This window comes from Yersinia vastinensis (assembly GCF_044905075.1).
GTDB classification, from domain to species: Bacteria; Pseudomonadota; Gammaproteobacteria; order Enterobacterales; family Enterobacteriaceae; genus Yersinia; species Yersinia vastinensis.
In genome coordinates this window covers 4,304,143-4,328,857 of record NZ_CP173260.1, presented here as the reverse complement: position 1 = coordinate 4,328,857, position 24,715 = coordinate 4,304,143, and the positions used below count along the sequence as shown (strand labels likewise).

Genomic DNA, 24,715 nt, shown 5'->3' with positions numbered 1-24,715 from the left:
GGGCACTTCAATGAGCAATGCCATTGTTGTTCATCTGGCGACCCAACTGCTGTGGATAGTCTTATTGCTGTCAATGCCCGTCGTGTTGGTGGCATCGGTGGTGGGGATTATCGTCAGCTTGTTGCAGGCACTCACCCAAATACAGGACCAAACATTACAGTTTTTGATTAAATTACTGGCGGTATCAGCCACGTTATTGATTACCTACCATTGGATGGGAACGACGTTACTGAATTATACCCAGCAGACCTTTTTGCAAATCACCAGTATGCGGTCTTGATATGGATGATCCTCTGCATTGGTTAGGTGCGTTGGGGCTGGCGATGATGCGACCTTATGGGATGTTGCTGATATTGCCGCTGTTTACTGCTCGCAGCTTGGGCAGCAGCTTATTACGAAATGGCTTGGTTTTGGCCATCGCGTTGCCAGTGACACCGCTATTTTTTAGCGCATCTTTAATACCTCACGATAGCCTCACCACATGGTTTGGATTGCTCTGCATCGAGCTATTGGTTGGGGTAATGATTGGTTTTGTGGCCGCATTGCCTTTTTGGGCCATTGATATGGCCGGCTTCCTGATTGACACCTTGCGCGGTGCCACGATGTCCACGTTGTTTAATCCCAGCATGGGCATGGAATCTTCAATTTTTGGAGTGCTGTTTACCCAGCTTTTAACTGTGCTGTTTCTGATCTCGGGCGGGTTCAATCTGGTGCTAACGGCACTCTACGGTTCCTATGACATTTTACCCGCAGGCAGCGGTATCCAGCCCTCATCGGCCATGTTGCACTTTTTACAAAGTGAGTGGCAGCTGATGTATGAACTCTGCCTGAGTTTTGCACTACCTGCGTTGCTGGTGATGGTTTTGGCGGATTTATCTCTAGGGCTTATCAATCGTTCAGCGCAGCAGTTGAATGTTTTCTTTCTGGCAATGCCAATTAAAAGTGCCTTAGCGCTGTTTCTGTTAGTGATTAGTTTGCCTTATGCCCTGCATCACTATTTGGTGGGCATCAACCAGACCGAACAGAAGATAACCACACTTATCCCATTGATAAATGAGGCGGCTGATGAGCAACGAAAGCAGTGAAAAGAACGAAAAACCCACCGCGAAACGTCTGCAAGAGGCCCGAGAAAAAGGGCAGGTCATTAAAAGTGTTGAGATAACCTCTGGAATACAGTTATTGGTGCTGGTGGCTTATTTTCTCCTGACTGGCTACACACTCGTTGATCAGGCGAGCGCGCTAATTCGCAGTTCAATTGAACAATTACGACAGCCTTTCTCGATGGCGTTGGCACATATAGGTGCGGAGTTCATGGCCATTTTTATCCATATCATGGGGATTCTGGGTGGGGCGTTGGTTTTAATGACCATGCTTTCCGGGATTGCACAGGTTGGGCCATTATTGGCGACAAAAGCGGTGGAATTTAAAGGCGAACACATCAATCCAATCAATAATGCGAAACAGCTTTTTTCACTGCACAGCCTATTCGAGCTGGTGAAGTCATTACTTAAAGTGGGCGTGTTGACCCTGATTTTTGGCTATTTATTGATGCATTATACCCCTTCTTTTGGTTACCTCTCTTATTGTGGCAGTCAGTGTGCTATCCCGGTTTTTGCCACCTTAATGGGCTGGATATTGGGGGCATTGATTGCCTGCTATGTGGTTTTTTCTCTGATGGACTATGCTTTTCAGCGTTATAACACCATGAAACAACTAAAAATGTCTCATGATGAGGTTAAGCGAGAGCACAAAGACAGTGATGGCGATCCGCATATCAAGCAGCGGCAGCGGCAGTTACAGCATGAAGTGCAAAGTGGCAGTTTTGCTAAAAATGTACAGCGTGCGACGGCGGTGGTGCGTAACCCCACGCATTTTGCTGTTTGCCTGTTTTATCATCCCGATGATGCCCCTCTTCCGGTCGTCATTGAAAAAGGTCAGGGTGAGCGCGCGGCATTGATGATTAAACTGGCGGAGCAACAGGGTATTCCTATCGTCGAAAATATCACGCTGGCGCGTGCATTACATCGTGATGTGGCCTGTGGCGATACCATCTCTGAACCTTTTTTTGAGCCTGTGGCCGCTATCTTGCGCATGGCGATGGCTCTGGATTACCAAGCTTCAGAGGTGAGCGAGCAGGTTTAAAGCCAGTGATTTCTCAATCATCATAATTTCTTATCAACTTAACTTTTGATTAACATCCAATTTCCAATCCATCATGCCCCATTGAATCGATAATTGACTTATTATAGTTAGGTCTATTTTCCTCGTCGCTGCGTATAACCCTGATACCGCTTGTGACAACACACCTTTGGAGGTGTCAGTGTGAGCTGGCAGATGTTTAAGTCTCAATATTTAGTGCGCTTTTGGGCGCCGCTGCCTGCGGTGATTGCCGCCGGTATTCTATCAACCTATTACTTTGGTTTGACCGGCACTTTTTGGGCTGTTACTGGGGAATTCACTCGCTGGGGTGGTCACCTAATGCAGCTCTTTGGCGCGCGCCCGCAGGAGTGGGGTTACTTTAAAGTTATTGGGTTGGAAGGAACGCCACTGGATCGCATCGATGGCATGATGATCATCGGCATGTTTGCCGGATGTATTGTCGCGGCACTCTGGGCTAATAACGTGAAATTGCGTAAACCCCAGCATGGCATTCGCATTGCACAGGCTCTGGTCGGCGGCATTATTGCCGGTTTTGGTGCGCGTCTGGCCATGGGCTGTAATCTGGCAGCTTTCTTTACCGGGATTCCACAATTTTCACTGCATGCATGGTTCTTCGCGCTGGCAACTGCGGTGGGTTCCTATTTTGGTGCCAAGTTCACGTTGCTGCCGCTGTTTCGTATCCCGGTAAAATTACAAAAAGTGACGGCGGCCTCGCCTCTGACACAACATCCTGCTCGAGCAGCACGTCGTTTTCGCCTTGGTATGGTGGTGTTGGTGCTGGCACTTGGCTGGTCACTCATCGAGTTATTCCGTCACCCGAAACTGGGTATTGCCATGTTGTGCGGTATTGGTTTTGGTTTGTTGATTGAACGGGCGCAGATTTGCTTTACCTCCGCATTCCGTGATTTGTGGATAACCGGGCGCATCCATATGGCAAAGGCCATCATTTTAGGAATGGCGGTCAGTGCTATTGGTATTTTCAGTTATGTCCAATTGGGCGTGGCACCGAAAATTTTGTGGGCTGGGCCTAATGCTGTCATTGGCGGTTTGTTGTTTGGTTTCGGGATAGTGCTAGCGGGTGGTTGTGAGACGGGCTGGATGTATCGTGCGGTAGAAGGGCAAATTCACTATTGGTGGGTAGGGTTAGGTAACATTATTGGTGCGACCCTTTTGGCATATTATTGGGATGATTTTGCTCCTGCATTGGCAACCGATTATGACAAGGTCAATTTGTTGGAAACATTCGGCCCGATAGGAGGGTTATTAGTGACCTACCTGATGTTAGCCATCGCCTTTGCCGCCATGTTGTGGTGGGAAAAACATTTCTTCCGCAAACAGAAAACGACCACTTCAACCTTGGTTAAGGAGCCATCATGAGTACCGAGCATGCACCAATAAATCCCCCGATTGTGCCGGATTACCGTTTAGACATGGTGGGTGAACCCTGCCCCTATCCAGCGGTAGCGACTTTAGAGGCTATGCCACAATTGAAGCCCGGTGAAATTTTGGAGGTGATAAGTGATTGCCCGCAATCTATCAATAATATCCCTCTGGATGCCCGAAATTACGGCTATACCGTGCTCGATATCCAGCAAGATGGCCCAACGATCCGCTATCTGATTCAACGCTGAAATCGGTTAATTTGGAGCCATTCACATTATCGCCCTGATAATGTGAATGGCTCATTGAGTGCTAGTTGGCGCTTGTCGTTGTTCGGATCGGTGCGGCGACGGCCAGTGAAACATCCGCTGCTCGTAGCCGTTTCAATATGCTGTATAACAACGAACTTTTGGTATTGCTGACCATGCGTGGGCTGGGTACCAAGCCCGTCACACTGAGCACAATGCCGTCAGGACTTAACTGGCTGAATTTTACCGACGGCTCTGGCGTGTCGAGTATCGACTCATGTTCTTTATAAGCCTCTATCAGCAGTGATTGTGCCAGATCAATATCTAAATCTAGCGGGAAGGTGAGGGCTATCGTCACCACCCCTTGTGCATTAGCCATGGTGGCGTTACGCACGTTTTGCGAAATTAACTGGGAGTTAGGCACGATAACTGTTGAGCGGTCACTGAGCTGAATTTCCGTGGCACGAACATTTATGCGTCGAATATCACCCTCAACACCACTGATACTGATTAAATCTCCCACTTTGACTGGCCGTTCAGTCAGCAAAATAATGCCGGAAATAAAGTTTTTCACGATCTCTTGTAAGCCAAAACCGATACCCACCGACAGCGCACTGACAATCCAGGCTAACTTATTCCACTGAATGCCCAGTACCGATAAGGTGAGTAAAATCACCAGCACGTAACCAATATTACTAAATAGCGTGACTGCCGAGGTTTTTATCCCGGAATCCATTTGGGTTTTGGGCAGAAACTCCTGGCTTAGCCAGCGGCGTGCGACTTTGAGTACGTACAGCCCAACCAGTAAACAAATCACGGAGTTCAGTAGATTGGCTGGGACAATATTCAACTCTTCCAGCCCTTCACCACTTAATAATTCCACTGCTTTTTGTAACAGTGAGATGGGAGTGGTGGAACCAAAAGTACCGTCGAGTAGCGCCAGAACGGCCAGCAATATCAGCAATACTTTGCTGGTGGCGGATAATAATGTAGCGGCCTGTGCTAAATGACGATCGTCAATATTCAGTGACTGTTTAATTGCTTTACCGGCACGGCTGTTGGGGGAAAAGAGACTTTCCGCTAAATCAACACAGAGGTGGATGAGTAAATATAAACAGGAGAGGACTAAGCAGGTCCAAACCAGTTTGTAACTCAAGAATTTTGCCAGTGCGATATAGCCCACTAACAAGGACAGTAATATGGCCAGTGCAGTCACGCCGATGGCGAAATGAATTAAGCCAGCCAATGTGGAATAGGCCTCTGGCTTTTCGCCATTCGAGACCAAATTACGCCGTATTCGGTTGGCCCGTAAGGGAATAATCGCAGCGGTGAGCGCCATCAACAGTGCCGAGATACCATTGCCAAAAATAGCCCCCGAGATGCTGATATTGATCATATTGTTCATCAGATCAATAGCGCCAAAAATCATAATGCAACTGGCTAACAGCGGTGGGAAGAGTTTCAGCGATGCTGCTACCTCATCAGCAATGGCGGGTAAACGCCATGAAGGGCGCTGATTGGATAAAAATGCGCGACCGAGGCCTGCGACAAGTGCAGAGAAAAACATGAGTTGAACAAACGCATGCGAAAAGTCGATTACCACCAGTGAGACATCCGGTGTGCGGGTAAACGTCTGGGTGAAACATTGCGCCACCGTGACGGTGATCAATACGGTATAGAGTGTGGTTGCCGAGGCCATGAAACTACGGCGTAGCGGGCCTGGTGGCAAACATTTAGTGCAAAACCAAGCCGTCAGACTATCGAGGAACTTAAAGCCAAATACGCTCATCAGCAGCGACAGCAGCAGATATATTGCGGTGCCGAAACGCCACTCTGGCTCCCATGCAGCATGCCAGGCATCATCAAGTTCTTGGATAAAATCTTTTAGTCGACGATCGTCATCCGCATTGGGATTGATGATTGGCGACCAGAAATTGGCCCCTAGAATACTGCCAGAATTTAAAGCGATTTGTGACTTCAGTGCCGAGCGCCGTAAGGCAATGATTTGTGTGGACAGATTTTCCGCATTGGTTTTGATGGCCAGCACTTGATCATTTTGACCGTCCAATTGGACTTTACGGGTATTCAATACGCGGCGTTGTTGCGCCACGACGGGTGTTTCAGCCAGTGAACCTGCGGCAGGTGGGGGGCCTAAAACATCCAACTGCGTTTGCAGTTGTTCACGCTTGGGCTTCAACTCTTCAAGCAATATCTCCGCATCCCGGACCAGCGCTAGTGCCGTTTCTTTTAATGTATTCAGCTGGTTATCAGATGTACTGACTGACACGCTCTGTTTTAATTTATCTAATTGCTTCTGCAAGCTAATTAATTGCACAGAGACGGCGGGTTTTACCGGTGCTTCAGTGTTTTCAGCCGGAGTCTCTGACGATGTTGCCGCAAAAGCAATGCCTGTCGTTGATGCGAAAATAAGCGCGAGCAGCAGACAGGTTAGCTGCAGATATGCGCGTAGTGGATTTGGTAGGGAATAATATCGACGTGAAACAAAGTATCCATTCTTTTCCATAAAACCTGTTAGCCCCAAAGTGAGTGCCACAATTAACCCGTTAATCAGTCTAGCTGTGTTGTTAAAGCCTAGCAGAAAGCCATTGTGGCACAGACGGAGACTGACGGAATAATCTTACTCTGATAATGACTATTAAAAATTAAATATTAAAGATAATAATTATCATTGTAATTACCACTCGCATTTAATAAATTGTGCCCTGCACTTATGGACCCACGATATGTGACATGCAGCCAGGGATATTTGCGCTGTGGAAATGGCATGGATGCTAATTAATAACCATCTATTTTATATGCTTAATTATCTGGGGAAGATGACCATGCTCTCGGCTTTTTTAATAAAGCGTTCTGCGGTTTTATGCTCACTGGCTATTTTTATTCCATTTGCCTCAATGGCTGACGATACGATAGAAGTCACCGCCAAAGCAGGTCATGAAGCTGATTTACCCACCTTGGGCTACACCGCAAAAACCACCAAGGGGGCAACGAAAACTGATCAACCACTCATCCTGACGGCTCAAGCCGTATCGGTCATTACTCGCCAGCAAATGGATGACCAAAATGTCGCCACGGTGAATCAAGCACTGAATTACACCCCGGGCGTTTTCACGGGTTTCTCAGGTGGTGCAACTCGCTATGATACTGTTGCTCTGCGGGGGTTCCACGGCGGTGATGTGAACAATACTTTCCTTGATGGGCTACGGTTGCTCAGTGATGGCGGCAGTTATAACGTTTTACAGGTCGATCCGTGGTTCCTTGAACGTATTGATGTGATCAAAGGCCCTTCCTCAGCATTATATGGTCAGAGTATCCCCGGCGGTGTGGTGATGATGACATCCAGACGCCCACAATTTACCTCTGAAGGTCACTTCCGCCTGACGGCGGGTAATCATAATACACAAGACGTTGCATTCGATTATACCGATGCGATATCCGAGCATTGGGCATTCCGCCTGACGGGGATTACCCGCAACAGCGATACTATGTATGACCATCAACGTGAAGAGCGTTATGCAATTGCACCGTCATTATTATGGCAACCAGATGAAAATACCTCATGGTTGCTACGGGCCAATTTACAAAAGGATCCCTCCGGTGGCTATCACAGTGCGGTTCCGGCAGATGGCAGTATCTATGGGCAGAAGTTAAGCCGTGGCTTCTTTGATGGCGAAACGAACCACAACGTATTTAAACGTTGGCAGCAAATCTACAGTTCTGAATTCGCGCACAAATTCGATGATGTCTGGTCTTTCCGGCAAAATGCCAGCTATACCCATTCTAATGCGCAATTAGAGCAGGTTTATCAGGCAGGGTGGAATAGCGACCGCACGTTAATGAGTCGCTATTATTCTGGTGAAGATTCTTCACTCAATGCCTTTGCCGTAGATAACCAATTGGAAGCCGATTTTGCGACAGCGGCGGTAGAACATAAGGTTATGCTGGGGCTAGACTTCCAGAAGTTCCGCAATAACTTGCGTAGCGACAGTGCATTTGCCACCTCATTAAACCCTTACACCGGTGTTTCCGGCGGCAGCACATTGTATAGCGATTATCTGCTGACAACTCCTGGGATCAATTCATCTTATTTGAGTCGCCGTTATGAGCAGAGTGGCGTTTATCTGCAAGATGAAATGACGTGGGATAACTGGCACCTGAATTTATCTGGCCGTTATGATCGGATGAAAACAGAAAATATGAATAAAACGGCTAATACAACCGATGAGCGAACGGATAAACACGCCAGTGGGCGCGCTTCGCTACTGTATAGCTTCGATAGCGGCATTTCGCCATATGTGAGTTACAGTCAGGCCATCACACCAAGTTTATTCCCAGATGCGCAGCAAAAACTGCTGAAACCGATGACCAGTGAGCAGTATGAAGTGGGGATTAAGTATCAGCCGCCGGGCAGTTCTTCACTTTACTCCGCTGCCTTATATGACCTGACACAAAATGATGTGGCAAACCGCGCCGTTCCAGCCACCTATTATGTGCCGGCAGGTAAGGTGAATTCACAGGGGCTGGAGTTGGAGGCCAGAAGCCAAATTAATGATCGTTTAAGTGTGATTGCGGGCTATACCTATAACCGCGTGAAATTCAAAGATGCTATTGATGGTAATGATGGCAATACACCCGTGTTAGCACCATCAAATATGGCGTCACTGTGGGCGCAGTATGAAGCAGGCTACGGCATCAATGTGGGAGCAGGGGTCCGCTACATTGGCAAGCAATGGGCTGATGATGCGAATACGCTACGTGTACCTTCTTATACTCTGGGTGATGCTTCTGTTCGTGCCGATTTGGGCACTTGGGCAGCGTCATTGAAAGGGGCATTCATACAATTGAATGTGAATAATATTACCGATAAGAAATACGTTGCAGCCTGTTACAGTACATCTTACTGCTACTGGGGCGCAGAGCGCTCGGTGCAGGCGACAGTCGGATACGATTTCTAATGCATTAGTATCAATATATTAATTACCCAACCCGCTTACATAGCGGGTTTATTATTTAAATAATCATCATCCATATTAAATAATATAGGCAGCTATATTATTATTTCAATAAAAATAAATAACAAAAAAATACACTAATTAAAAAACAATCCTATAATTATAACTGTTGTCAGATTGTGATTATTCATTGTAAATGAAAATTGTCATAATAATTAATATTAAGTTGGCATATTATATGGTGAGAGATAAATAATCTCCACCGGAGAGGGAAGATGATTATGAAATTATTAACACTGATTTATAATACTGAGGTGTTTTATGGTGAAGACGCAAATAGATGGGGGGATACTAGATCTTGATGCTATTCATAGGCAGTTTCCCATTCTTAGGCAACAGATAAATGGTCATCCATTAGTTTATTTAGATAATGCATCTTCCTGCCAAAAACCACAGGTTGTCATTGATGCAATAACAAAATGTTATAGCGAATATTATGCAAATGCACATCGGGGAGTTCATACGCTCTCACTGCGTGCCACTGCAGCGTTGGAACAGGTCAGAGAGCAAGTACGTGTGTTTATTAATGCTAATTCGGTAGATGAAATAGTTTTCACTAAAGGAACAACAGAAGCGATTAATTTAGTGGCGGAAAGTTGGGGAGGAACTTACTTGCATCCAGGTGATGAGATCTTGATTTCGGCTCTTGAGCATCATAGTAATATTGTCCCGTGGCAACAGCTATGCCGAGAGACTGGAGCACAGCTAAAAATTTTGCCGATAGACAAGAATGGAGTTCTACAGACAGATTATCTTGAACAATTACTGAGTTATCATACGCGGATTTTAGCACTTTCTCATGTCTCTAATGTACTAGGTACAATCAATCCATTAGTGGCTATTATTAAGGCAGTAAGGGCCTACGATAAAAGGAATTGTGACAAAAAAGAAGAAACTATTATACTGATTGACGGTGCTCAGGCAGTGCCTCATATCGCCATTGATGTACAAGAGCTGGATTCAGATTTTTATGTATTTTCTGGCCATAAAGTTTATGGGCCTACGGGAATTGGCGTATTGTATGGTCGTAGCAATATTCTGCGAAATATGCCGCCATGGCAATATGGAGGTGGAATGGTGGCAGATGTTAGCTTTGAACTGTCTACTTTTGCTGATCCTCCACGGCGCTTTGAGGCTGGCACTGCAAATATTGCTGGTATTATCGGTTTGGGGGCCGCTATTACCTGGCTGCAAGAACTTGGGATTAAAGCTATTGCCCGGCATGAACAGAGATTACTGGATTCTCTTATGCAGCAGCTTTCCTTATTACCTTCTATTTATATATTAGGTCAATCGCCGATAAAAGCCTCTGTAGTCAGTTTTATTGCCGAAGGTATTCCCGCGAGAGTTATTGGTTTGGCACTAGATAAGGCCGGAATTGCCGTTCAGGTTGGTCGACATTGTGCACAGCCATTAATGGCCTTTTTTGGCGTACAAGAGACCGTTAGAGTTTCATTTGCGATATATAACACGCAGGAAGATATAGATTTTTTTATATCTACACTAAATAAAATAATGAAGCAATATTAATTTGTACTTTCTGTTTTTACGATAAATGACTGGCTATGGCGAGGAGTACTTTATGGACATAGATTGGCAAGGTGCAAAAGAAATTAAAGACTTATATGGCGAATTAATCGAAGAGGAAATAAATAAAAAAACACAACATCGTGATCATAATTCCATACCTATTCCTAATGAGGTGGCTAAAAAATTTGTAACATTAGGGTTATTTACTTATATGTTGCCAAATAAATTTGGTGGTAAAAATCAGGGAGATGCTGTTTGGGGAAGTGTTCTGGAACAAATAGGTTATTTATCCAGTGATACCTCTTTCCCTTTTCTAATATCAGTAAGAATGTCATTTATTTCCGCATTAATAGTTACAGAAAATGAGCTATTAATTGAGGAGTATATTGGTCCGTTGGTTGCAGGGGATAAATTTGGTGCTTTTGCCTACACTGAAAATGCCGATGCTTTTTCTTTCTCTTCTAATGCTATTTATCATCCAAATTCTGATGGTTATATTCTCAATGGTACTAAGCAATTTATCACTGGCGGTGCAACCGCCGATCTTTTTCTGGTTTTTGTTCGTAGTGAAGGTAGTGATCTACAAGTTTTTTTAGTTAAACGTAGCGATCCCGGCGTTGATATTACCCTTCGTGTTATGCATGGCGTGCATTCATTGGGAATAGCACAACTGAATCTCAATAAAGTACAACTCGATAAAAACCGTTTATTGGTAGCCAGTGATGGACTCAGTTTTGTTCAACGCTATTTTCTCAATTGCCGCCGCTCGCTACTGACAACTCTATTTTTAGGGCGGGCGCGGGCCATTATTGAAGAGACAATAAGCTATTTACAAAGAACTATTCGCTACGATGAACCTCTTGCTGAAATGCAACATGTTCAGGCCGCTATTGGGCGTATGACCATTGCCCTTGAAACAGCACGAGCGATAGTTTTCCACTCTTTGGAGCGGCAGGCCAGAAGAGAGAGTGATCCTTATTGGGACCCTATTTCTTCAGCGGCAAAACACTATGCGATTGAGCAAATAAACTTCATTGTCCAAATGGCTCTAAAACTTACTGGTGGCTGGGGATATACCGAAGAGAGTGGTTTAGGCCGCTCACATCGAGATTTTACCTCAATGTTAGCGGGAGCTGACCCACAGGAGAAGCTAGAAGTCGATTTGGGCATCCGAACTATTCATGATTTTCAAATGCTGGCACAGCAAAAAGCAGTACAGGAGGGTAAGTAAAATGAGATTTAGACTGTCAGGCAATTTAGCCAAGTTTACGAATTATAAGAAAGATCTACAAATTGATATTGATCAATCAAATACTCTTACGGAGTTGGTTGCACATTTAATTGCGCAGTATCCAGCATTAAAAGAGGTCATTTATGATAAGGAGTTAAAATTTAAAAAAGGGTATTTAGTTTCTTTAAATGGTCAAAAAATCAACCCAGATGAATATCATGAATTGATAAAAAACAATGACCGCATTGATATCTTCACCGCTATTGCGGGAGGGTAATATGAATAAAGAACGCACCGTTAATATGACTTACCCCATTCATACTTGTTTATTTACTGCTCTGCAATTTCATGGAAGGGAATTGTTATCTTTAGCTATAAGTAATAAGTGGTTATGGTTGGAACGTCACCTAAAAGTATCATTTCCAGAGTTTATTCAAGGATATCAACAAAGCAATGTAACCATTTCTTTTGAAATAAATTATACCCAACCACTAACATTTTTTGATTCGAATGAGTTTAGTTCTAGTGTTGTTAAAGTTAGATTAAGACAAAAAGACTCTATATTTGAGATTCACCATGATTTTACTGCTAATTATCGTGTTTTTGCTACAGTGATATTGTTTTGGCGAATATTATCTCTATCAGGTGATGATGCACTTACTGCCGTTCCGGGTAATCTTGATGAGCAAATTAAGCAACGTTTTTTGCCCGAGGAAATAGACTCATCCAATATTGTTCGAGCTACGCCTAAGCTGCTAAGTAAAATAGAGTCTGAAGGGCAGTTTATTACTGAGCATAATAACTTATTTACTCTTTATCGCCATCAGTGTGAAGTGGCGGATCAATGGAGTTTTATTGAATTGCCAACTCTTGCATCAGTCGGGCGTGAACGGTTGATTATCTCACTAGATGATGATCCGGCTGAACTTAGCTGCACTATGGGGAAGCCCATTAAGAGTATTGTTGCGAAGTTAAGCTGCCCATTTTTTCTGTTTGATGAAGGTAGAGTAAGAACACGAGCTTATTTATTGAATAAGCAGCCCATATTTGTTCATCACGTTTTTAATGTCAGCCGAGCTGATACTTTGGCCGCTGTCGTGATAGAAAGTTTTTAACTTGGATAAGTCATGGATAACTTACTGTTGGATAAAAGGAGGTAATTTTGGAGTAATGACATGAAAATATTAGTGAACAATACACGATACACACACCTTTCCCCTGCTGAAATGGGATTATACTCTCGACATTTATTGATTCCTGCTATTGGTATCAAAGGCCAGTTGGCACTCAAGAATGCCCACGTATTAATTGTGGGAGCCGGGGGGCTTGGTTGCCCAATCTTACTTTATTTAGCTGCCGCCGGTGTTGGGTGGATAGGTATTATCGATGCTGATCATATTGATGTTTCCAATGTACATCGGCAAGTTTTATATCGGGTGGCAGATAAGGGAAAGAACAAAGCTGATATTGCTAAGTCACGGTTACAGGCACTTAACCCTTATATTGAGATAGAAACCTATATTGAGAAATTGAGTGTAGATAACGCTGAAGCGTTAATATCTCGCTACGACATTGTGGTCGATGGTACGGATAACTTTGTTGCGAAATACCTCATTAATGATGCGTGCTATCTGAACGATAAACCCTTGGTCTATGGCGCGATTATGCAATTTGAGGGGCAGGTGTCGGTATTTAATGTACGGGATGAGAATGGCGCTCGTGGTGCTAATTATCGTGATCTTTATACCGAACCACCGGATGCAGCATTGGCCCCCAATTGTGCCGAGGCTGGGGTTTTGGGGATTTTACCCGGCATTATTGGCTGTTTTCAGGCCAATGAAGTGATTAAGTTGATAACTGGTCTGGGGCGGCCTCTATCTGGCCGACTACTGGTTTATGATGCTTTAGACGCGGCGACTACGGAGTTGAGTTTTTCTGCCTCGCTGGATAACCCATTAAGAGACCCTAACTGGTCTCATGTATTGGAAGAAATGCCAGTGGTATGTAGTAGTGCAATAGCATCTGACCAATTTGTTATGACCTTGGAAGAATTTAATGATCTTATCCACGAATATACGGTTATCCACCTCATTGACGTCCGCGAATTACATGAAAGAGAGCTGATATCAATTGGTGGTGAGCATATCCCTCTTGCCGAGATAGAAAGTATCGATAATGAATGCCTTATGGATGTGCCTATTATTTTGTATTGCCAGTCCGGTGTTCGTAGCCAAAGAGCTGCCAGTCTATTGGCAAATAAATTTCCACATTCGCAAATATTCAGTTTAAAGGGCGGAATATCTGCATTCTTGGCTTCGGATTTATATCCTGAAATGATGGTTAATTTAGTGCTATGCCAGTGTGGTGGATTGAGGACGTGTCATTGAGTGGTCAAACTAAAATGGTTCGTGGCCCACTCTCTCGGCGGGCCACTGCTCTAAATTTAGCGCCAAAAGGGGCGGCTATAATCTCGTTTGATATCATCGCGGTTTAGACCGAGATCTTTTAATTGATCTGAACTCAACCTTTCTAAGGTATTGGCTGTTTTACGCCGTTCATTCCATCGACACAGATATCTGTATGCTTTCAATCCTAATCGAATAAAAATATTGCGACGATCTTTTGTTGCCCGTGCGGTTGACGAGCAGCATTCATCTATTTGATCTTCAATTATATTATTCATTTTGACTCCCCGTCAGTAGGTGAGCCATTAGGATGAAACTTTTGCATAAAACATTACAGATGCAAATTAGAGCTATTATTTCCATACAGATATGAGATATATGAACTGAATGGTTGAAATTAATGCCATCTGTACTGGTTGCTACTGATTAGGTGATATCAATGACTCGTTACCAACAACTGGCTGACATTCTTAGTCAGCGGATTAAAGAAGGGTTGTATAGCGCAGGTGAACGGCTCCCTTCCGTCAGAGTTTTGAGTGACGAGCATGGTGTCAGTATTAGTACTGTCCAGCAGGCTTATCGGCAATTGGAAGAGCGCCTGCTGATTGAAGCACGTGCAAAGTCGGGTTATTTCGTGCGTTGCTGCTCAAACCTGCCTTCCTTGCCTGCAACATGCACCCACGCGCAGCGGCCAGTAGAAATCTCTCAATGGGAAAATACGCTGGCCTTCCTACAAAGAAGCGTGCAGGAAAATATCCTTTATCTGGGTATTGGTTCGCCGGATCTTTCTGCTCCGGGGCTTAAAATACTGAGTCGCCTGTTGAGCCGTGTTAGCCTCCATCAGAGTGAAGAAGTGCTGGATTACGACAACATTTATGGCTCCTTGGCGTTGCGTGAACAAATTGCCCGTTTGATGCTAGACAGTGGTAATCACCAATCAGCAGAAAATATTATTATTACTTCCGGGTGTCATGGTGCGTTGGCTGTGGCTCTTGGCGCTGTTTGCCAACCCGGTGATATTGTTGCTGTTGATTCCCCCAGTTTTCATGGCGCAATGCAAACCCTGAAAGGGATGGGCATGAAGGTCATTGAAATTCCTACAGATCCGGTGGTAGGGATCAGTTTGGAAGCCTTAGAGATGGCCTTGGACCAATGGCCCATTAAGGCCGTTCAGCTCACTCCAACTTGCAATAATCCATTGGGTTACAACATGCCCGATGAACGGAAAAAAGCGCTACTAATACTCGCCCAGCGTTACGATATCGCCATTATTGAAGACGATGTCTATGGCGCTCTAGCTTATCAATATCCTCGTCCTCCCACGATTGCTTCTTTTGATGATGATGGTCGGGTATTGCTGTGCAGTTCCTTTTCGAAAACAGTCGCTCCGGGCTTACGTATTGGCTGGATTGCGCCTGGCCGCTATTTAGATAAAGCGTTACACATGAAATATATCTCTGCCGGGCGAGTGGCCTCGCTGCCTCAATTGGCCATGGCTGAATTTATTAAGCAAGGGCATTACATGCAGCACTTGCGCCGAATGCGTCGTCAATACCAACGCCATCGCGACATTATGACCGGTTGGGTGATGAAATATTTCCCACCGAATACCTGCCTAAGCAGGCCGCAAGGCAGCTTTATGTTATGGGTTGAATTACCGCACGGATTTGATAGTCAGCGTCTGAATCGTTGTTTATTACCGCTTGGTGTACAGGTTGCCGCTGGATCTATCAGTTCAGCGTCGGGGAAATACCGTAATTGTTTGCGACTGAGTTACAGCAAACCAATGACGTCAGACATTGAACGGGCAGTACAAAAAGTGGGGAAAGTGATTTATGAGTTGCTGGCGGAAATGGAATCTCCGAAAGTAGCAGAAAACCAGCCATAGGCTGGTTGGTATCATTTGATTTGACGGAGACTTATTGACGTAAATAAATCTGTGGTAAGGCTGTTTCTGGGTGGCGTGAAATACCCAGATCGGCCTGGTACCAGCGGGTCAGCGTCTCGGCATTGAGCACTTCTTCCGGCGTACCGCTAGCAACGAGTTCGCCTTGCGCCAACAACAAAATACGATCGGCATACAATGCCGCCAGATTCAAATCGTGCAGCACACAACACACCGCCAAAGGTTCTTGGAGGGTGAGTTGACGCAGCAGACGCAACGTATGTTGTTGATGATAGAGATCTAATGCGGATGTCGGTTCGTCAAGGAACAACCAGCGCGGTGTTGGTTCCGGTTGCCACAGTTGTGCCAGCACCCGTGCGAGTTGTACTCGCTGTTGTTCACCCCCGGATAATGCGCGATAGTCGCGCTGTGCCAGCGCCAGACAGTCGGTTTGTGCCATGACTTCTTGCAGTGCCTGCCGATTGTGCGCGGCTCCATAAGGTGCGCGCCCCATCTGAATCACTTCACTGACACTAAATGGAAACGCCAAATCACTGTATTGGCGCATCACCGCACGGGTGCGGGCCAATGCTTGTGGCTGCCAGTTATTGAGGTTTTTCCCCAGCAACTGGCACTCGCCATCTGAGGGGGGCAGATAGCCAGTTAACAAACGCAGTAAGGTGGATTTCCCTGCGCCGTTCGGCCCAATAATCGCCACCATTTCACCACTGGCAATGTGCAGTGAAACGTCATTGATAAGCTTTCGCCCCTGCACATGGTAGGAAAGCTGGCTCGCTTCTAATAACGCGGCGGGTGCCGTTATCCTATTAACACCTGCTATATCAACCACTGCGTTGCTCCCGTTGACGCAAAATCAGCCACAGAAAATAAGGGCCACCCAATAGGCTGGTTATCAACCCGACCGGCATCTCTGCCGGTGCGATCAATGTCCGCGCCAGAGTATCCGCTGTCAGTAACAAACAAGCCCCACCCAAGGCGGCTCCGGGCAGTAACCAACGGTGGTCAGCCCCGATACGCATACGGATAAGATGCGGCACGACTAGCCCGATAAAGCCGATAACCCCACTGACAGCTACCGCTGCACCAATCAATATTGCGCTGAGTAACAGCAAGTGCAGCTTGGCCTGACGCACATTAACTCCGAGGTAATGCGCTTCTTCATCCCCTAACTGCAATAGGTTCAATTGGCGTGCTTGCAGCAAACCGAGTACACAAGCAGGCAGGATTAACGATGCAGCGACCATCAGGGTTGACCACTGGGCCTGACCTAAACTCCCCATACTCCACAGGGAGAACTGGCGTAATTGTTGGTCATCACTGATATAGGTCAGCACTCCAACAGCCGCACCACACAGGGCATTGATCGCGATACCCGCCAGTAGAAGGCGTGATAAATTACCGTGCCCCCAGCGGCTGAGAGTAAAAATAATGGCAGAAATGGCCAAACTGCCAATAAAGGCCCCGACCATATGGCTATAAAGCGCCAACAGTGGCGGTAAACTGAATGGCATAACGATAATCAGCCCGACACACAGAGCCGCGCCGCTACTGATGCCCAGCAGGCCGGGATCGGCCAGTGGGTTGCGAAACAGCCCTTGCATGATGGCGCCGGATACCGCCAACGCACAACCGACAACGACAGCAAGCAGCACGCGGGGCAGGCGGATATTCAGCCAGATATGCCACATGGCATCATCTAATGATGCATGCCATAACGTACGAAATGAGAGCGTCAATGCGCCCATGTTGGCCGAGCCGAGCGCTAATAGAATGAGAATCATCAGCAAGATGCTCAACATCAGGCGTGGATGGACTCGACAATTCATTGCGCTTGTTCCATGCCTTTACGCAGTTGCGACAGCACTTGTGGCGTTTCTAAGCCAAAGCCAAGCAATGCCATATCATCAACAACCAACAGGCGTTTATTTTTCCCCGCAGGCGTTAGGGCCATACCGGGTAATTTCCAGATGCCGTCATTCCCTCCTAGTGCTCTCACACCGTCACTGGTAATCAGTAATAAATCGGGGGCGCTGGCAATCACGCCTTCTTGTGACAGTGGGCGATAGCGGCTGAAACCTTGCATCGCGTTGCTGCCACCGGCGGCGCGAATCATGGCATCGGCCGCGGTATTTTGGCCCGCAGCCATCGGCGTTAAACCACCGTGGCTCATGACAAACAGCACTTTGACCGGCAGTGGCGTGTTATTCACTGCGCTCAAGCGTTGCTGATAGTCATTAATCAGATCTTGCCCTTTTTCCTGCTGATGAAGTGCTGTAGCGACTGCGTTTATCTTCACGGCGACGCTTTCTGGTGTGGTTTGACCCGGTACGGTGACTACATTCACACCACTGTCAGCAACTTGTTTAAGCACCAGTGAAGGCTGCGCGAGTTCACTGACTAATAGCATGGTCGGCTTCATTGCCAGAATCCCTTCGGCATTGAGCATGCGCATGTAACCAACATCAGGCAGCTTCTGTACTGCCTGAGGCTGTAGACTGGTACTGTCACGGGCCACAATCTCGCTACCCGCACCCAGTGCATAGGCGATTTCTGTTACATCACCACCAATGGTGACAATACGTTCTGCGGCTAACGTCGTTAGCGGCAGTAGGCCGGCGCTCAGTGACAGAATGAAAGGGAGTGACAGCAACCTTAGTCTCATGCGGCGATATCCTTATTGTTTAGGCGGGCAATCTGCTCACGCCATTGGCTTTGTTCTGGCTGCCCTTCGGTACGCTGACCGTAAAGTTGAGCAACTTGAGTACCATCGGCAGCAAACAGCTCCAGACTGGTGACAAACCCATCTTTAGTTGGCTTACGGGTAATCCAGCTTTCAGCAATAGCCGTTTCAATCAGATGTAGCGTAAAGCGCTGGTTGAAAACATTAATCCACTCTTGGTGCGGTGTGACTTTTTCAATCATACCGGTGAAAATTTGCACGCAACCACGGTTACCGACGAAGATCATGATTTCATTCTGTTCCTGCTGGGCGATATTCAGCAGTTGTGTCAGCGAGCTGTTATCAACCTGATAGGCCAGATCATCACCCACGGCGCGGAATGCTTGTTGGCGAGTAAGGTTATTGCGCTTGAGCAACTGGAAAAATTGGTGCACGTCCGTCATTGCGCGCCATTCAGTATCAACAACCTCATCAGTGGCGGTCGGTTCGGTAACCTCAGTTGTGCTCAAAGGTTGTAACTGCAATTCTGGGTTTTCTACGCTAATGAACTTCGCCAGCAAAGCATCCCAAGCGGCCATGTCCGTTTGTTCCGTGACGTATACTTTGTGCAAAGCATCGCCCTGATGGTCGAAAAACTGAATGCTATGGCGTACACCGTGGCGTGTGTCTTCTGTTAGTGTAAAGGCGCTGGCCCATTGGTTGAGGAACAGACGCAAATCCAAATGACGCGGATTGAGGATCAAACCAGCATGGCCATTCAGATGTTGATTCTCATAACGGCCCATTTGCTCATGTACTGCATAGGTGTTGCGGGTGATGGCTTTGGCTTCACCAACCGCTTCTAATGCAGCCAGCAAGGCACGGGCATCTGAATGTAGGCGTTTAGCGTCATGTCCAACACGGCAGTGGGTCAGCTCTGCTTCTGAAATGCCCATCAGTGTGGCTAAATCACGTGCATATTTGCCCGGATTATCGGCTTTGGCTTGAACATACTGCTCATATATTGACTTGCTCATAATAACTTCCTCATTCTATTGATTTTTTATATGCAGGTGACAGCGTTAAATAATAATCCGGTAATCCACAGATTGAATTACCGGAAGTGTTATTTCAGACGATCTTTTTCCAATGCGTTACCACTGATAGCTCACGAAGAGTTTCGCGTTGCGGCCATCTTGTGGCACGCCTTGTGGTGCGTAATACTCTTTATCAAATGCGTTACCCAGTACCACGGTGGTCGTCACGCCTTTAAACTGTTCTTGACCTTTATAGCTGACATAAAAGTCGTTGAGCCCATAGCCTGCCTGACGTTTGCCAGTGCTTAACGGTTGGGAACGATCAGCGAAGGTGGCAATCCAGCCAACCGCAAAACCACTATTGGCAACCGGTACATCGAGGGTACTGGTGACGGTATCCGGGTTAATCGATTCGAGCCATGCATTGGTACTTTGGTTTTTACCGCGGGTTCGGTTATAGGCCAGATCCCAGCTAAATAAGGATGTCTGGTAGCTCATGGTGGCATCCCAACCCCAGATTTTTGCTCTATCAATATTCACAGAGGTGGTGGTCATGGCAGCCATGTTCACCTTGGTGTCGATATAGTCTTTCGCATTGGTATCGAAGTAGCTGGCTTTGAATTGCAAATCATCGTCAGCCATCAACAGATTGCTAAAGCGCAGACCAAAACCATATTCCTGAGTTTCGTTGGTTTCCGGTTTCAGATTGGGATTAGGAACCCAATAGTTGGTGAGCACTCTTCCCGGCGCGATAGGAATAGAGAAGTGTTTTGAATCGTTATACATCTCGCCCATGGTGGGGGCGCGGAATGCTTGAGCATAGGATCCGAACAGCATCAGCCAATCAGTCGGCATAATGCTAACCGCACCGCGTGATGACCACTTATCGGCATCCACATCGGCGTAACCGTCGCTGCTGCCACGATAGTTGTCATAACGAGTACCGGCTAAAATAGACACTGGCAGATCACGCAGGGTTATCTCATCTTGCAGCCAGCCGGAACCGAAACGAATGTCCGCTTGTGGGAAGCTTTCCGTGGCTCCGCCCGGTGTCTGTTCCTGTTTATAGGCTTCTGTACCGTAAGTCAGCAAATGCGAGGCAAAACTGTCAGTGAACAGACGCGTGCGGTTTTCCAGTTTTCCGCCTTCGGTTGTTTGCTTGCGCTTCTCCTCAATCGTGCCAATAGCTCCTTGTGGACGCGCATTGATTTGTACTTCGGAATAATAAACTTGCGCAGTGGCATTCAACCACTCTTGGTCGAGCGGTTTAATGTTGTAGCTGAGTTGGGCATCACGCTGGATGGTTGAGCGGTTGGTCAGCACATTGGTGCTAGAAGCTGCACTGGCTTGTGGGTTCTTTGGCTCTATTGCGCTGTTGTTGTAATAGCGCAGGTTAGCGCTCAACGACTGAGCCTGATCAATACGCCATGTCCCTTTTGCCAGCACATTGCTGATGGTTTCATCATTTGGTGCACTAAAACCATCGCTTTGGCGGATGTTGCCGATGTCACGAGTCCCAAAGGAGAGTACGCCATCAACATCATCGGTACGGCCAAATGCGCTCGCACCTAAACCGAAGCTGTGATCGCCAGTTGCCGCGGAACTGTATACGCGATAACCACTATTTTGACCCGGTGATAACAAATCCGCCGCATCCACTGTTTCATAAGAAATCACCCCACCCAATGCACCGCTACCATAAAGTAGGGCTGAGGGGCCACGTACAACTTCAACGCGTTTCACCAGCGCGGGATCGAGGAAGGTAGAGTTTAAGTGGCCAGTATCCGTGCCTTGACGAATGCCATCAACCAAGGTGAGGACTCCTTGCTTACCATAGCCGCGCAGTGTCACATCCTGACCATTGACGCGCCCGCTACCGGTGACGGTCAGTCCTGGAATTTTACGCAGCATGTCTACCGCAGTCGTGGCTGTTTCACTGGTCGGTGAGCTTGCCTCGACCACCGTCACCATCATCGGTGCTTCAAAGCTACTGCGCTCATTACCTGTCGCAGTGACCACCATGGTGTCGCTGGTGTGTTTTTTGCTACTGGTTGAGGTGGTGGTATCAGCAGCTTGCACAGCAAGAGGCAGGGCGCAGGCAATTGCCAAACTGAGTGGGGACCAGCGGAAACGGTCGGAAGTGGAACGAGGCATGTCGGCAATTCTCCATATTTTTTCTATGCAAATAATTAATATGCAAACAAATAGATAGGTTGCTGGCTGCCTTGATTCGAGAATCTGGGTGGCTTGCATTGAGCATCATCTCTTTTGTCTTGCGGCTACGGCATTGCAGCAACCTCGCGACGCTAGATAAATGATGCATATTATTTAGTCAGTATCAGTTTTCCGGCCTTGGTTTGACGCAGTTGATAGCACTCGCCCTGATGGACGATAAAGGCCACACCATGCCCTCTCAGCAGCTGTTCGCTGGTGACAGACAAGGGTTTGCTTGCCGTCGGGGAGTCGACAGCAGGCTCGTCGTTCAATATTGGCGTTTTAGTCAACTGTTTATCCATATAACCAACAAGGTAATGATAACCACTATCAATATGATAAGCATTATCAATCATGACTCAATGTTACATCAAGACATATTTATTGTTAACTTGCTTTTACTTAACGGGCTAATCCAGGCTCGATGAGCGCATAAATTTGGTGATATGTTGCTGGATCCTCAATCATCTGGCTGAGGTGGCGTGCTACATCTTCGCGCGTCACCATGCCGTGAGCTTCGGTTTGTAGACGTATGGCCTTGTCAGTTGCGGGTTTGTCCAGCAGTCCTCCGGGCCGAATCACGGTATAAATCAGAGTACTGGTTTGTAACCAACTCTCGGCCAGTGATTTCTCGCGCACTGCCTGACCAAAAGCGGCGCGGGCCGCAGGGGAGAGTGTTGGCCAGCTATCACCACAACCAATCGATGTGACTAAAAGCATGCGCTTCAGGCCCAGTTTCTCGGCAGTATCAATGATCACGCGGTTGCCTTGGTAGTCGGCGCTGCGGCTACCTAATGTCGAAATAATAGCGGCTTCCGGGCCTGCTAATTGGCAAGCTTCGAGCACGCAGCCCGGATCACAGGCATCACCACAGACGACGGTTAGTCCCTGATTACGCAGTGCTTCTGCGTGCTGTGGGTTGCGTATCAACAGGGTAACAGGGCGCGGATTTAATGCCGCATTGGCATGTTGATTAGCCAAATCAAGCAAATGCGCTCCCACACCGTGACCAGCACCAAAGATCAACCACGGTTTCATGGGGTTTCCTCAGTCGTTTCTGAGATGGCTTGTTGTTCTGTCCGAAGCTGGTGTGCTAACTGATGGAAAGCAGCAAGACCATCAGCACGTAATTGACGGTGTTCATCACGGCCAACATACACTTTTAGCATGATGTCGCCTTGCTGATTAAAAAACTGTACCGAGGCGGTTGCCATCCCCATAAACGGACGTTCCAGCAGGGCAATTGCTTGGCAATTCTGTGCTCTAATATGCCCACTAAGACCTTGTTTATCGCGCAAATTAAAATAGCCATGGCGGTGAAAACCACTCGGTAAGGGGCCTTTGTGCTCCAAAATGATATCGGTGGTATGCACTAATGTGGTGACCTCTCCCCACTCCGTCATGTTGTCCCATACTCTGTCAAATTGGTCTGCACTCACTAATACCCGTTCCGGCAAGGCGCGCACAACCTCCAGCGGACTGACCTGATAATCCTGTGCAATTTGCTCTAGGGTGCCGTCCGGTTGAGTGGCAAGGAATTCGGTGAGTGGCAATGTTTTATTCGATGATTGAGTATTCATGAGTGGCTTTCCGCTGTAATAAGTGAAGGGATAAGCTGTTGCAGAGCCTGCATCATATTGCTGGCCCAAAAGCGCCCACAGTCAGTGAGGCGGAGACAAAAACTGTTATCTTTCAGAAGATGAGACTGGTGCCATTGCGCGATCAGGGGCAGTAAAGGATTTGGATTCACCACTAACTCGCTCAGATCTAAGCGGCCCACTTCAATACCACTTTGTAATTTGGCTCGCCACGGGTGCTCCCCACTGGCTTGTGTCATCATCATCAGTGGTTTTTGCCCACTATCGATTAATTGGTAATAGTTATCCAAACTGCGGTGCTGCATGTAGGCGTGTCCTTGCAGAGAGCCCCCAGCACCGCTGCCTAAAGCAAGGCAATCAGCTCCTTGTTTTATCAATAAATTATACAGGTTACGCTCACGGGTGGTGCGCGCCCAATGGCTATTACTTAATTGGTGCCAGCCTGCCTGCGCGAGGCTATCAGCACCGCTACAGTAAAAGTCACATTGTTGGGTGAGTGTCGGCAGCTCTACCCGATTGTTTTCCACCGATTTGGCCAGAGGAGTGGTTGGCAATAGATTGAGGGCATATAAGTCAACACCATCCAACGGCAATTGGCGCACGATAGTCAGATCTTCTTGCCAGGTTTCCGGGGTTTGGTGAGGTAGGCCAAACATCAAATCACATACCACGGCGGCGCGATCACGGCTTGCCAAATTGGCCAGAAAACGGATGGCCTGATCACGATCTGCCTTGCGGCCCATGCGTTGGCGAATTCGGGTATTAAAGGTCTGAATGCCAACAGAGAAACGGTTAGCGCCCGCTTCCAGACAGGCATCAATCCGCTCATCGTCAAAATTAAAAATTCGTCCTTCAACGGTGATTTCACAATCAGGTGCAAGCGGTAAGGACTTACGTAACTGGCTGATAATTCGGTGTAATTGTTGTGCAGACAGAGCGCTGGGTGTGCCGCCCCCGAAGTAGACGGCGTGGATAGGGCCGCCTTGCAATAGTGGGCTATCGGCTTCCATACTCAGTTCTTGCAACAAATAATCTGTATAGCGCGCAGTACTTTCGGGTTGTAGCGGGTTTTGATAGAAACCACAGAAAGTACAATGTGTTGCGCAGAATGGAATATGTAAATAAAGCAAGCGCTTATTGCGAGGTAGTGCCTTTTGCAACAGTGACTGCCAGTGGCTTTGGAGTGACTCCGCAGGCAGGGGGCGGCTATCGCGCCACGGCATCGTCGCCCAGCGCTTGGGAAAAGGCAGCGCTCCTGGTTGGGCATGGTACGGTATCAGATCAATATTCATAGTCCGCTCATTACGCTGTAGA

23 protein-coding genes are annotated in these 24,715 nt (G+C 47.1%); 12 read left to right on the top strand and 11 right to left on the bottom strand.

The window, feature by feature from the left end:
* Nucleotides 1-10 precede the first annotated feature (10 nt).
* From ACIOG0_RS20005 to yedF, 5 genes are all read left to right on the top strand, one after another.
* Nucleotides 11-280: an EscS/YscS/HrcS family type III secretion system export apparatus protein gene (locus tag ACIOG0_RS20005; protein ID WP_050099677.1), complete on the top strand. Its 270-nt coding sequence runs from the start codon at nt 11-13 to the stop codon at nt 278-280.
* A 1-nt stretch (nt 281) separates the two neighbouring features.
* Nucleotides 282-1,085, top strand: coding sequence for an EscT/YscT/HrcT family type III secretion system export apparatus protein (locus ACIOG0_RS20000; protein ID WP_050099679.1), 804 nt, complete (start codon nt 282-284; stop codon nt 1,083-1,085).
* On the top strand, nt 1,066-2,142 hold the full coding sequence (locus ACIOG0_RS19995; protein ID WP_128451800.1) for an EscU/YscU/HrcU family type III secretion system export apparatus switch protein: 1,077 nt from the start codon (nt 1,066-1,068) through the stop codon (nt 2,140-2,142). Before ACIOG0_RS20000 ends, ACIOG0_RS19995 begins: the two co-directional genes overlap by 20 nt.
* A 180-nt stretch (nt 2,143-2,322) precedes the next feature.
* Complete coding sequence (gene yedE, locus ACIOG0_RS19990; RefSeq protein WP_128451799.1) at nt 2,323-3,537, top strand: selenium metabolism membrane protein YedE/FdhT; 1,215 nt, start codon at nt 2,323-2,325, stop codon at nt 3,535-3,537.
* Nucleotides 3,534-3,791: a sulfurtransferase-like selenium metabolism protein YedF gene (gene yedF / locus ACIOG0_RS19985; RefSeq protein WP_050099684.1), complete on the top strand. Its 258-nt coding sequence runs from the start codon at nt 3,534-3,536 to the stop codon at nt 3,789-3,791. Before yedE ends, yedF begins: the two co-directional genes overlap by 4 nt.
* Before the next feature lie 61 nt (nt 3,792-3,852).
* On the opposite strand, the gene ACIOG0_RS19980 is transcribed toward yedF, so the two are convergent.
* A complete protein-coding gene (locus ACIOG0_RS19980; protein WP_164908405.1) occupies nt 3,853-6,342 on the bottom strand; it encodes a DUF3772 domain-containing protein in 2,490 nt (829 codons plus the stop codon).
* Nucleotides 6,343-6,631: 289 nt separating this feature from the next.
* Between ACIOG0_RS19980 and ACIOG0_RS19975 the strand changes: the two genes are divergently transcribed.
* From ACIOG0_RS19975 to moeB, 6 genes are all read left to right on the top strand, one after another.
* The gene (locus ACIOG0_RS19975; RefSeq protein WP_050100123.1) at nt 6,632-8,764 is read left to right on the top strand and encodes a TonB-dependent siderophore receptor; all 2,133 of its coding nucleotides are present in this window, start codon (nt 6,632-6,634) and stop codon (nt 8,762-8,764) included.
* Nucleotides 8,765-9,082: 318 nt separating this feature from the next.
* A complete protein-coding gene (locus tag ACIOG0_RS19970) occupies nt 9,083-10,351 on the top strand; it encodes an aminotransferase class V-fold PLP-dependent enzyme (protein WP_128451797.1) in 1,269 nt (422 codons plus the stop codon).
* A gap of 52 nt (nt 10,352-10,403) precedes the next feature.
* Nucleotides 10,404-11,582: an acyl-CoA dehydrogenase family protein gene (locus tag ACIOG0_RS19965; protein WP_128451796.1), complete on the top strand. Its 1,179-nt coding sequence runs from the start codon at nt 10,404-10,406 to the stop codon at nt 11,580-11,582.
* Between the two features lies 1 nt (nt 11,583).
* Complete coding sequence (locus ACIOG0_RS19960) at nt 11,584-11,859, top strand: MoaD/ThiS family protein (protein WP_050099689.1); 276 nt, start codon at nt 11,584-11,586, stop codon at nt 11,857-11,859.
* 1 nt (nt 11,860) lies between these two features.
* Nucleotides 11,861-12,697, top strand: coding sequence for a hypothetical protein (locus ACIOG0_RS19955; protein WP_128451795.1), 837 nt, complete (start codon nt 11,861-11,863; stop codon nt 12,695-12,697).
* Between the two features lie 60 nt (nt 12,698-12,757).
* A complete protein-coding gene (gene moeB / locus ACIOG0_RS19950) occupies nt 12,758-13,969 on the top strand; it encodes a molybdopterin-synthase adenylyltransferase MoeB (RefSeq protein ID WP_050295945.1) in 1,212 nt (403 codons plus the stop codon).
* 56 nt (nt 13,970-14,025) lie between these two features.
* On the opposite strand, the gene ACIOG0_RS19945 is transcribed toward moeB, so the two are convergent.
* Nucleotides 14,026-14,265 (bottom strand): DUF1127 domain-containing protein, encoded by a 240-nt coding sequence (locus ACIOG0_RS19945; protein WP_050099693.1) that lies wholly within the window; start codon nt 14,263-14,265, stop codon nt 14,026-14,028.
* 161 nt (nt 14,266-14,426) lie between these two features.
* Here ACIOG0_RS19945 and ACIOG0_RS19940 point away from each other — a divergent pair, with 161 nt between their 5' ends.
* On the top strand, nt 14,427-15,875 hold the full coding sequence (locus ACIOG0_RS19940) for a PLP-dependent aminotransferase family protein (protein ID WP_050099694.1): 1,449 nt from the start codon (nt 14,427-14,429) through the stop codon (nt 15,873-15,875).
* 31 nt (nt 15,876-15,906) lie between these two features.
* On the opposite strand, the gene ACIOG0_RS19935 is transcribed toward ACIOG0_RS19940, so the two are convergent.
* The 9 genes from ACIOG0_RS19935 to hutW all read right to left on the bottom strand — a co-directional run bounded on the left by ACIOG0_RS19935 (nt 15,907) and on the right by hutW (nt 24,693).
* The gene (locus tag ACIOG0_RS19935; RefSeq protein WP_128451813.1) at nt 15,907-16,695 is read right to left on the bottom strand and encodes a heme ABC transporter ATP-binding protein; all 789 of its coding nucleotides are present in this window, start codon (nt 16,693-16,695) and stop codon (nt 15,907-15,909) included.
* Between the two features lie 19 nt (nt 16,696-16,714).
* Entirely contained in the window at nt 16,715-17,719 is a 1,005-nt protein-coding gene (locus tag ACIOG0_RS19930; RefSeq protein WP_128451794.1) for an iron ABC transporter permease, read from the bottom strand.
* Nucleotides 17,716-18,555: a hemin ABC transporter substrate-binding protein gene (locus ACIOG0_RS19925; RefSeq protein ID WP_050099699.1), complete on the bottom strand. Its 840-nt coding sequence runs from the start codon at nt 18,553-18,555 to the stop codon at nt 17,716-17,718. The genes ACIOG0_RS19930 and ACIOG0_RS19925 overlap by 4 nt, the downstream gene beginning before the upstream one ends.
* The gene (locus ACIOG0_RS19920; protein ID WP_050099701.1) at nt 18,552-19,589 is read right to left on the bottom strand and encodes a hemin-degrading factor; all 1,038 of its coding nucleotides are present in this window, start codon (nt 19,587-19,589) and stop codon (nt 18,552-18,554) included. Before ACIOG0_RS19920 ends, ACIOG0_RS19925 begins: the two co-directional genes overlap by 4 nt.
* A gap of 117 nt (nt 19,590-19,706) precedes the next feature.
* Nucleotides 19,707-21,743, bottom strand: a complete 2,037-nt coding sequence (locus ACIOG0_RS19915; RefSeq protein ID WP_050099703.1) for a TonB-dependent hemoglobin/transferrin/lactoferrin family receptor — start codon at nt 21,741-21,743, stop codon at nt 19,707-19,709.
* Nucleotides 21,744-21,913: 170 nt separating this feature from the next.
* Complete coding sequence (hemP, locus tag ACIOG0_RS19910) at nt 21,914-22,159, bottom strand: hemin uptake protein HemP (protein ID WP_050099704.1); 246 nt, start codon at nt 22,157-22,159, stop codon at nt 21,914-21,916.
* A gap of 46 nt (nt 22,160-22,205) precedes the next feature.
* Entirely contained in the window at nt 22,206-22,841 is a 636-nt protein-coding gene (locus ACIOG0_RS19905; RefSeq protein ID WP_050099706.1) for an SDR family oxidoreductase, read from the bottom strand.
* Nucleotides 22,838-23,383: a heme utilization cystosolic carrier protein HutX gene (hutX, locus tag ACIOG0_RS19900; protein WP_050099708.1), complete on the bottom strand. Its 546-nt coding sequence runs from the start codon at nt 23,381-23,383 to the stop codon at nt 22,838-22,840. The genes ACIOG0_RS19905 and hutX overlap by 4 nt, the downstream gene beginning before the upstream one ends.
* Entirely contained in the window at nt 23,380-24,693 is a 1,314-nt protein-coding gene (gene hutW / locus ACIOG0_RS19895; RefSeq protein ID WP_050099710.1) for a heme anaerobic degradation radical SAM methyltransferase ChuW/HutW, read from the bottom strand. Before hutW ends, hutX begins: the two co-directional genes overlap by 4 nt.
* Nucleotides 24,694-24,715: the final 22 nt, after the last annotated feature.

Excerpts from the sequence above, each read along its gene's own strand:
- ACIOG0_RS20005 (WP_050099677.1), top strand. The coding sequence starts at position 11 with ATGAGCAATGCCATTGTTGTTCATCTGGCGACCCAACTGCTGTGGATA.
- ACIOG0_RS20000 (WP_050099679.1), top strand. The coding sequence starts at position 282 with ATGGATGATCCTCTGCATTGGTTAGGTGCGTTGGGGCTGGCGATGATG.
- ACIOG0_RS19995 (WP_128451800.1), top strand. The coding sequence starts at position 1,066 with ATGAGCAACGAAAGCAGTGAAAAGAACGAAAAACCCACCGCGAAACGT.
- yedF (WP_050099684.1), top strand. The coding sequence starts at position 3,534 with ATGAGTACCGAGCATGCACCAATAAATCCCCCGATTGTGCCGGATTAC.
- ACIOG0_RS19975 (WP_050100123.1), top strand. The coding sequence starts at position 6,632 with ATGCTCTCGGCTTTTTTAATAAAGCGTTCTGCGGTTTTATGCTCACTG.
- ACIOG0_RS19970 (WP_128451797.1), top strand. The coding sequence starts at position 9,083 with ATGGTGAAGACGCAAATAGATGGGGGGATACTAGATCTTGATGCTATT.
- ACIOG0_RS19965 (WP_128451796.1), top strand. The coding sequence starts at position 10,404 with ATGGACATAGATTGGCAAGGTGCAAAAGAAATTAAAGACTTATATGGC.
- ACIOG0_RS19960 (WP_050099689.1), top strand. The coding sequence starts at position 11,584 with ATGAGATTTAGACTGTCAGGCAATTTAGCCAAGTTTACGAATTATAAG.
- ACIOG0_RS19955 (WP_128451795.1), top strand. The coding sequence starts at position 11,861 with ATGAATAAAGAACGCACCGTTAATATGACTTACCCCATTCATACTTGT.
- moeB (WP_050295945.1), top strand. The coding sequence starts at position 12,758 with ATGAAAATATTAGTGAACAATACACGATACACACACCTTTCCCCTGCT.
- ACIOG0_RS19945 (WP_050099693.1), bottom strand. The coding sequence starts at position 14,265 with ATGAATAATATAATTGAAGATCAAATAGATGAATGCTGCTCGTCAACC.
- ACIOG0_RS19940 (WP_050099694.1), top strand. The coding sequence starts at position 14,427 with ATGACTCGTTACCAACAACTGGCTGACATTCTTAGTCAGCGGATTAAA.
- ACIOG0_RS19930 (WP_128451794.1), bottom strand. The coding sequence starts at position 17,719 with ATGAATTGTCGAGTCCATCCACGCCTGATGTTGAGCATCTTGCTGATG.
- ACIOG0_RS19925 (WP_050099699.1), bottom strand. The coding sequence starts at position 18,555 with ATGAGACTAAGGTTGCTGTCACTCCCTTTCATTCTGTCACTGAGCGCC.
- ACIOG0_RS19920 (WP_050099701.1), bottom strand. The coding sequence starts at position 19,589 with ATGAGCAAGTCAATATATGAGCAGTATGTTCAAGCCAAAGCCGATAAT.
- ACIOG0_RS19915 (WP_050099703.1), bottom strand. The coding sequence starts at position 21,743 with ATGCCTCGTTCCACTTCCGACCGTTTCCGCTGGTCCCCACTCAGTTTG.
- hemP (WP_050099704.1), bottom strand. The coding sequence starts at position 22,159 with ATGATTGATAATGCTTATCATATTGATAGTGGTTATCATTACCTTGTT.
- ACIOG0_RS19905 (WP_050099706.1), bottom strand. The coding sequence starts at position 22,841 with ATGAAACCGTGGTTGATCTTTGGTGCTGGTCACGGTGTGGGAGCGCAT.
- hutX (WP_050099708.1), bottom strand. The coding sequence starts at position 23,383 with ATGAATACTCAATCATCGAATAAAACATTGCCACTCACCGAATTCCTT.
- hutW (WP_050099710.1), bottom strand. The coding sequence starts at position 24,693 with ATGAATATTGATCTGATACCGTACCATGCCCAACCAGGAGCGCTGCCT.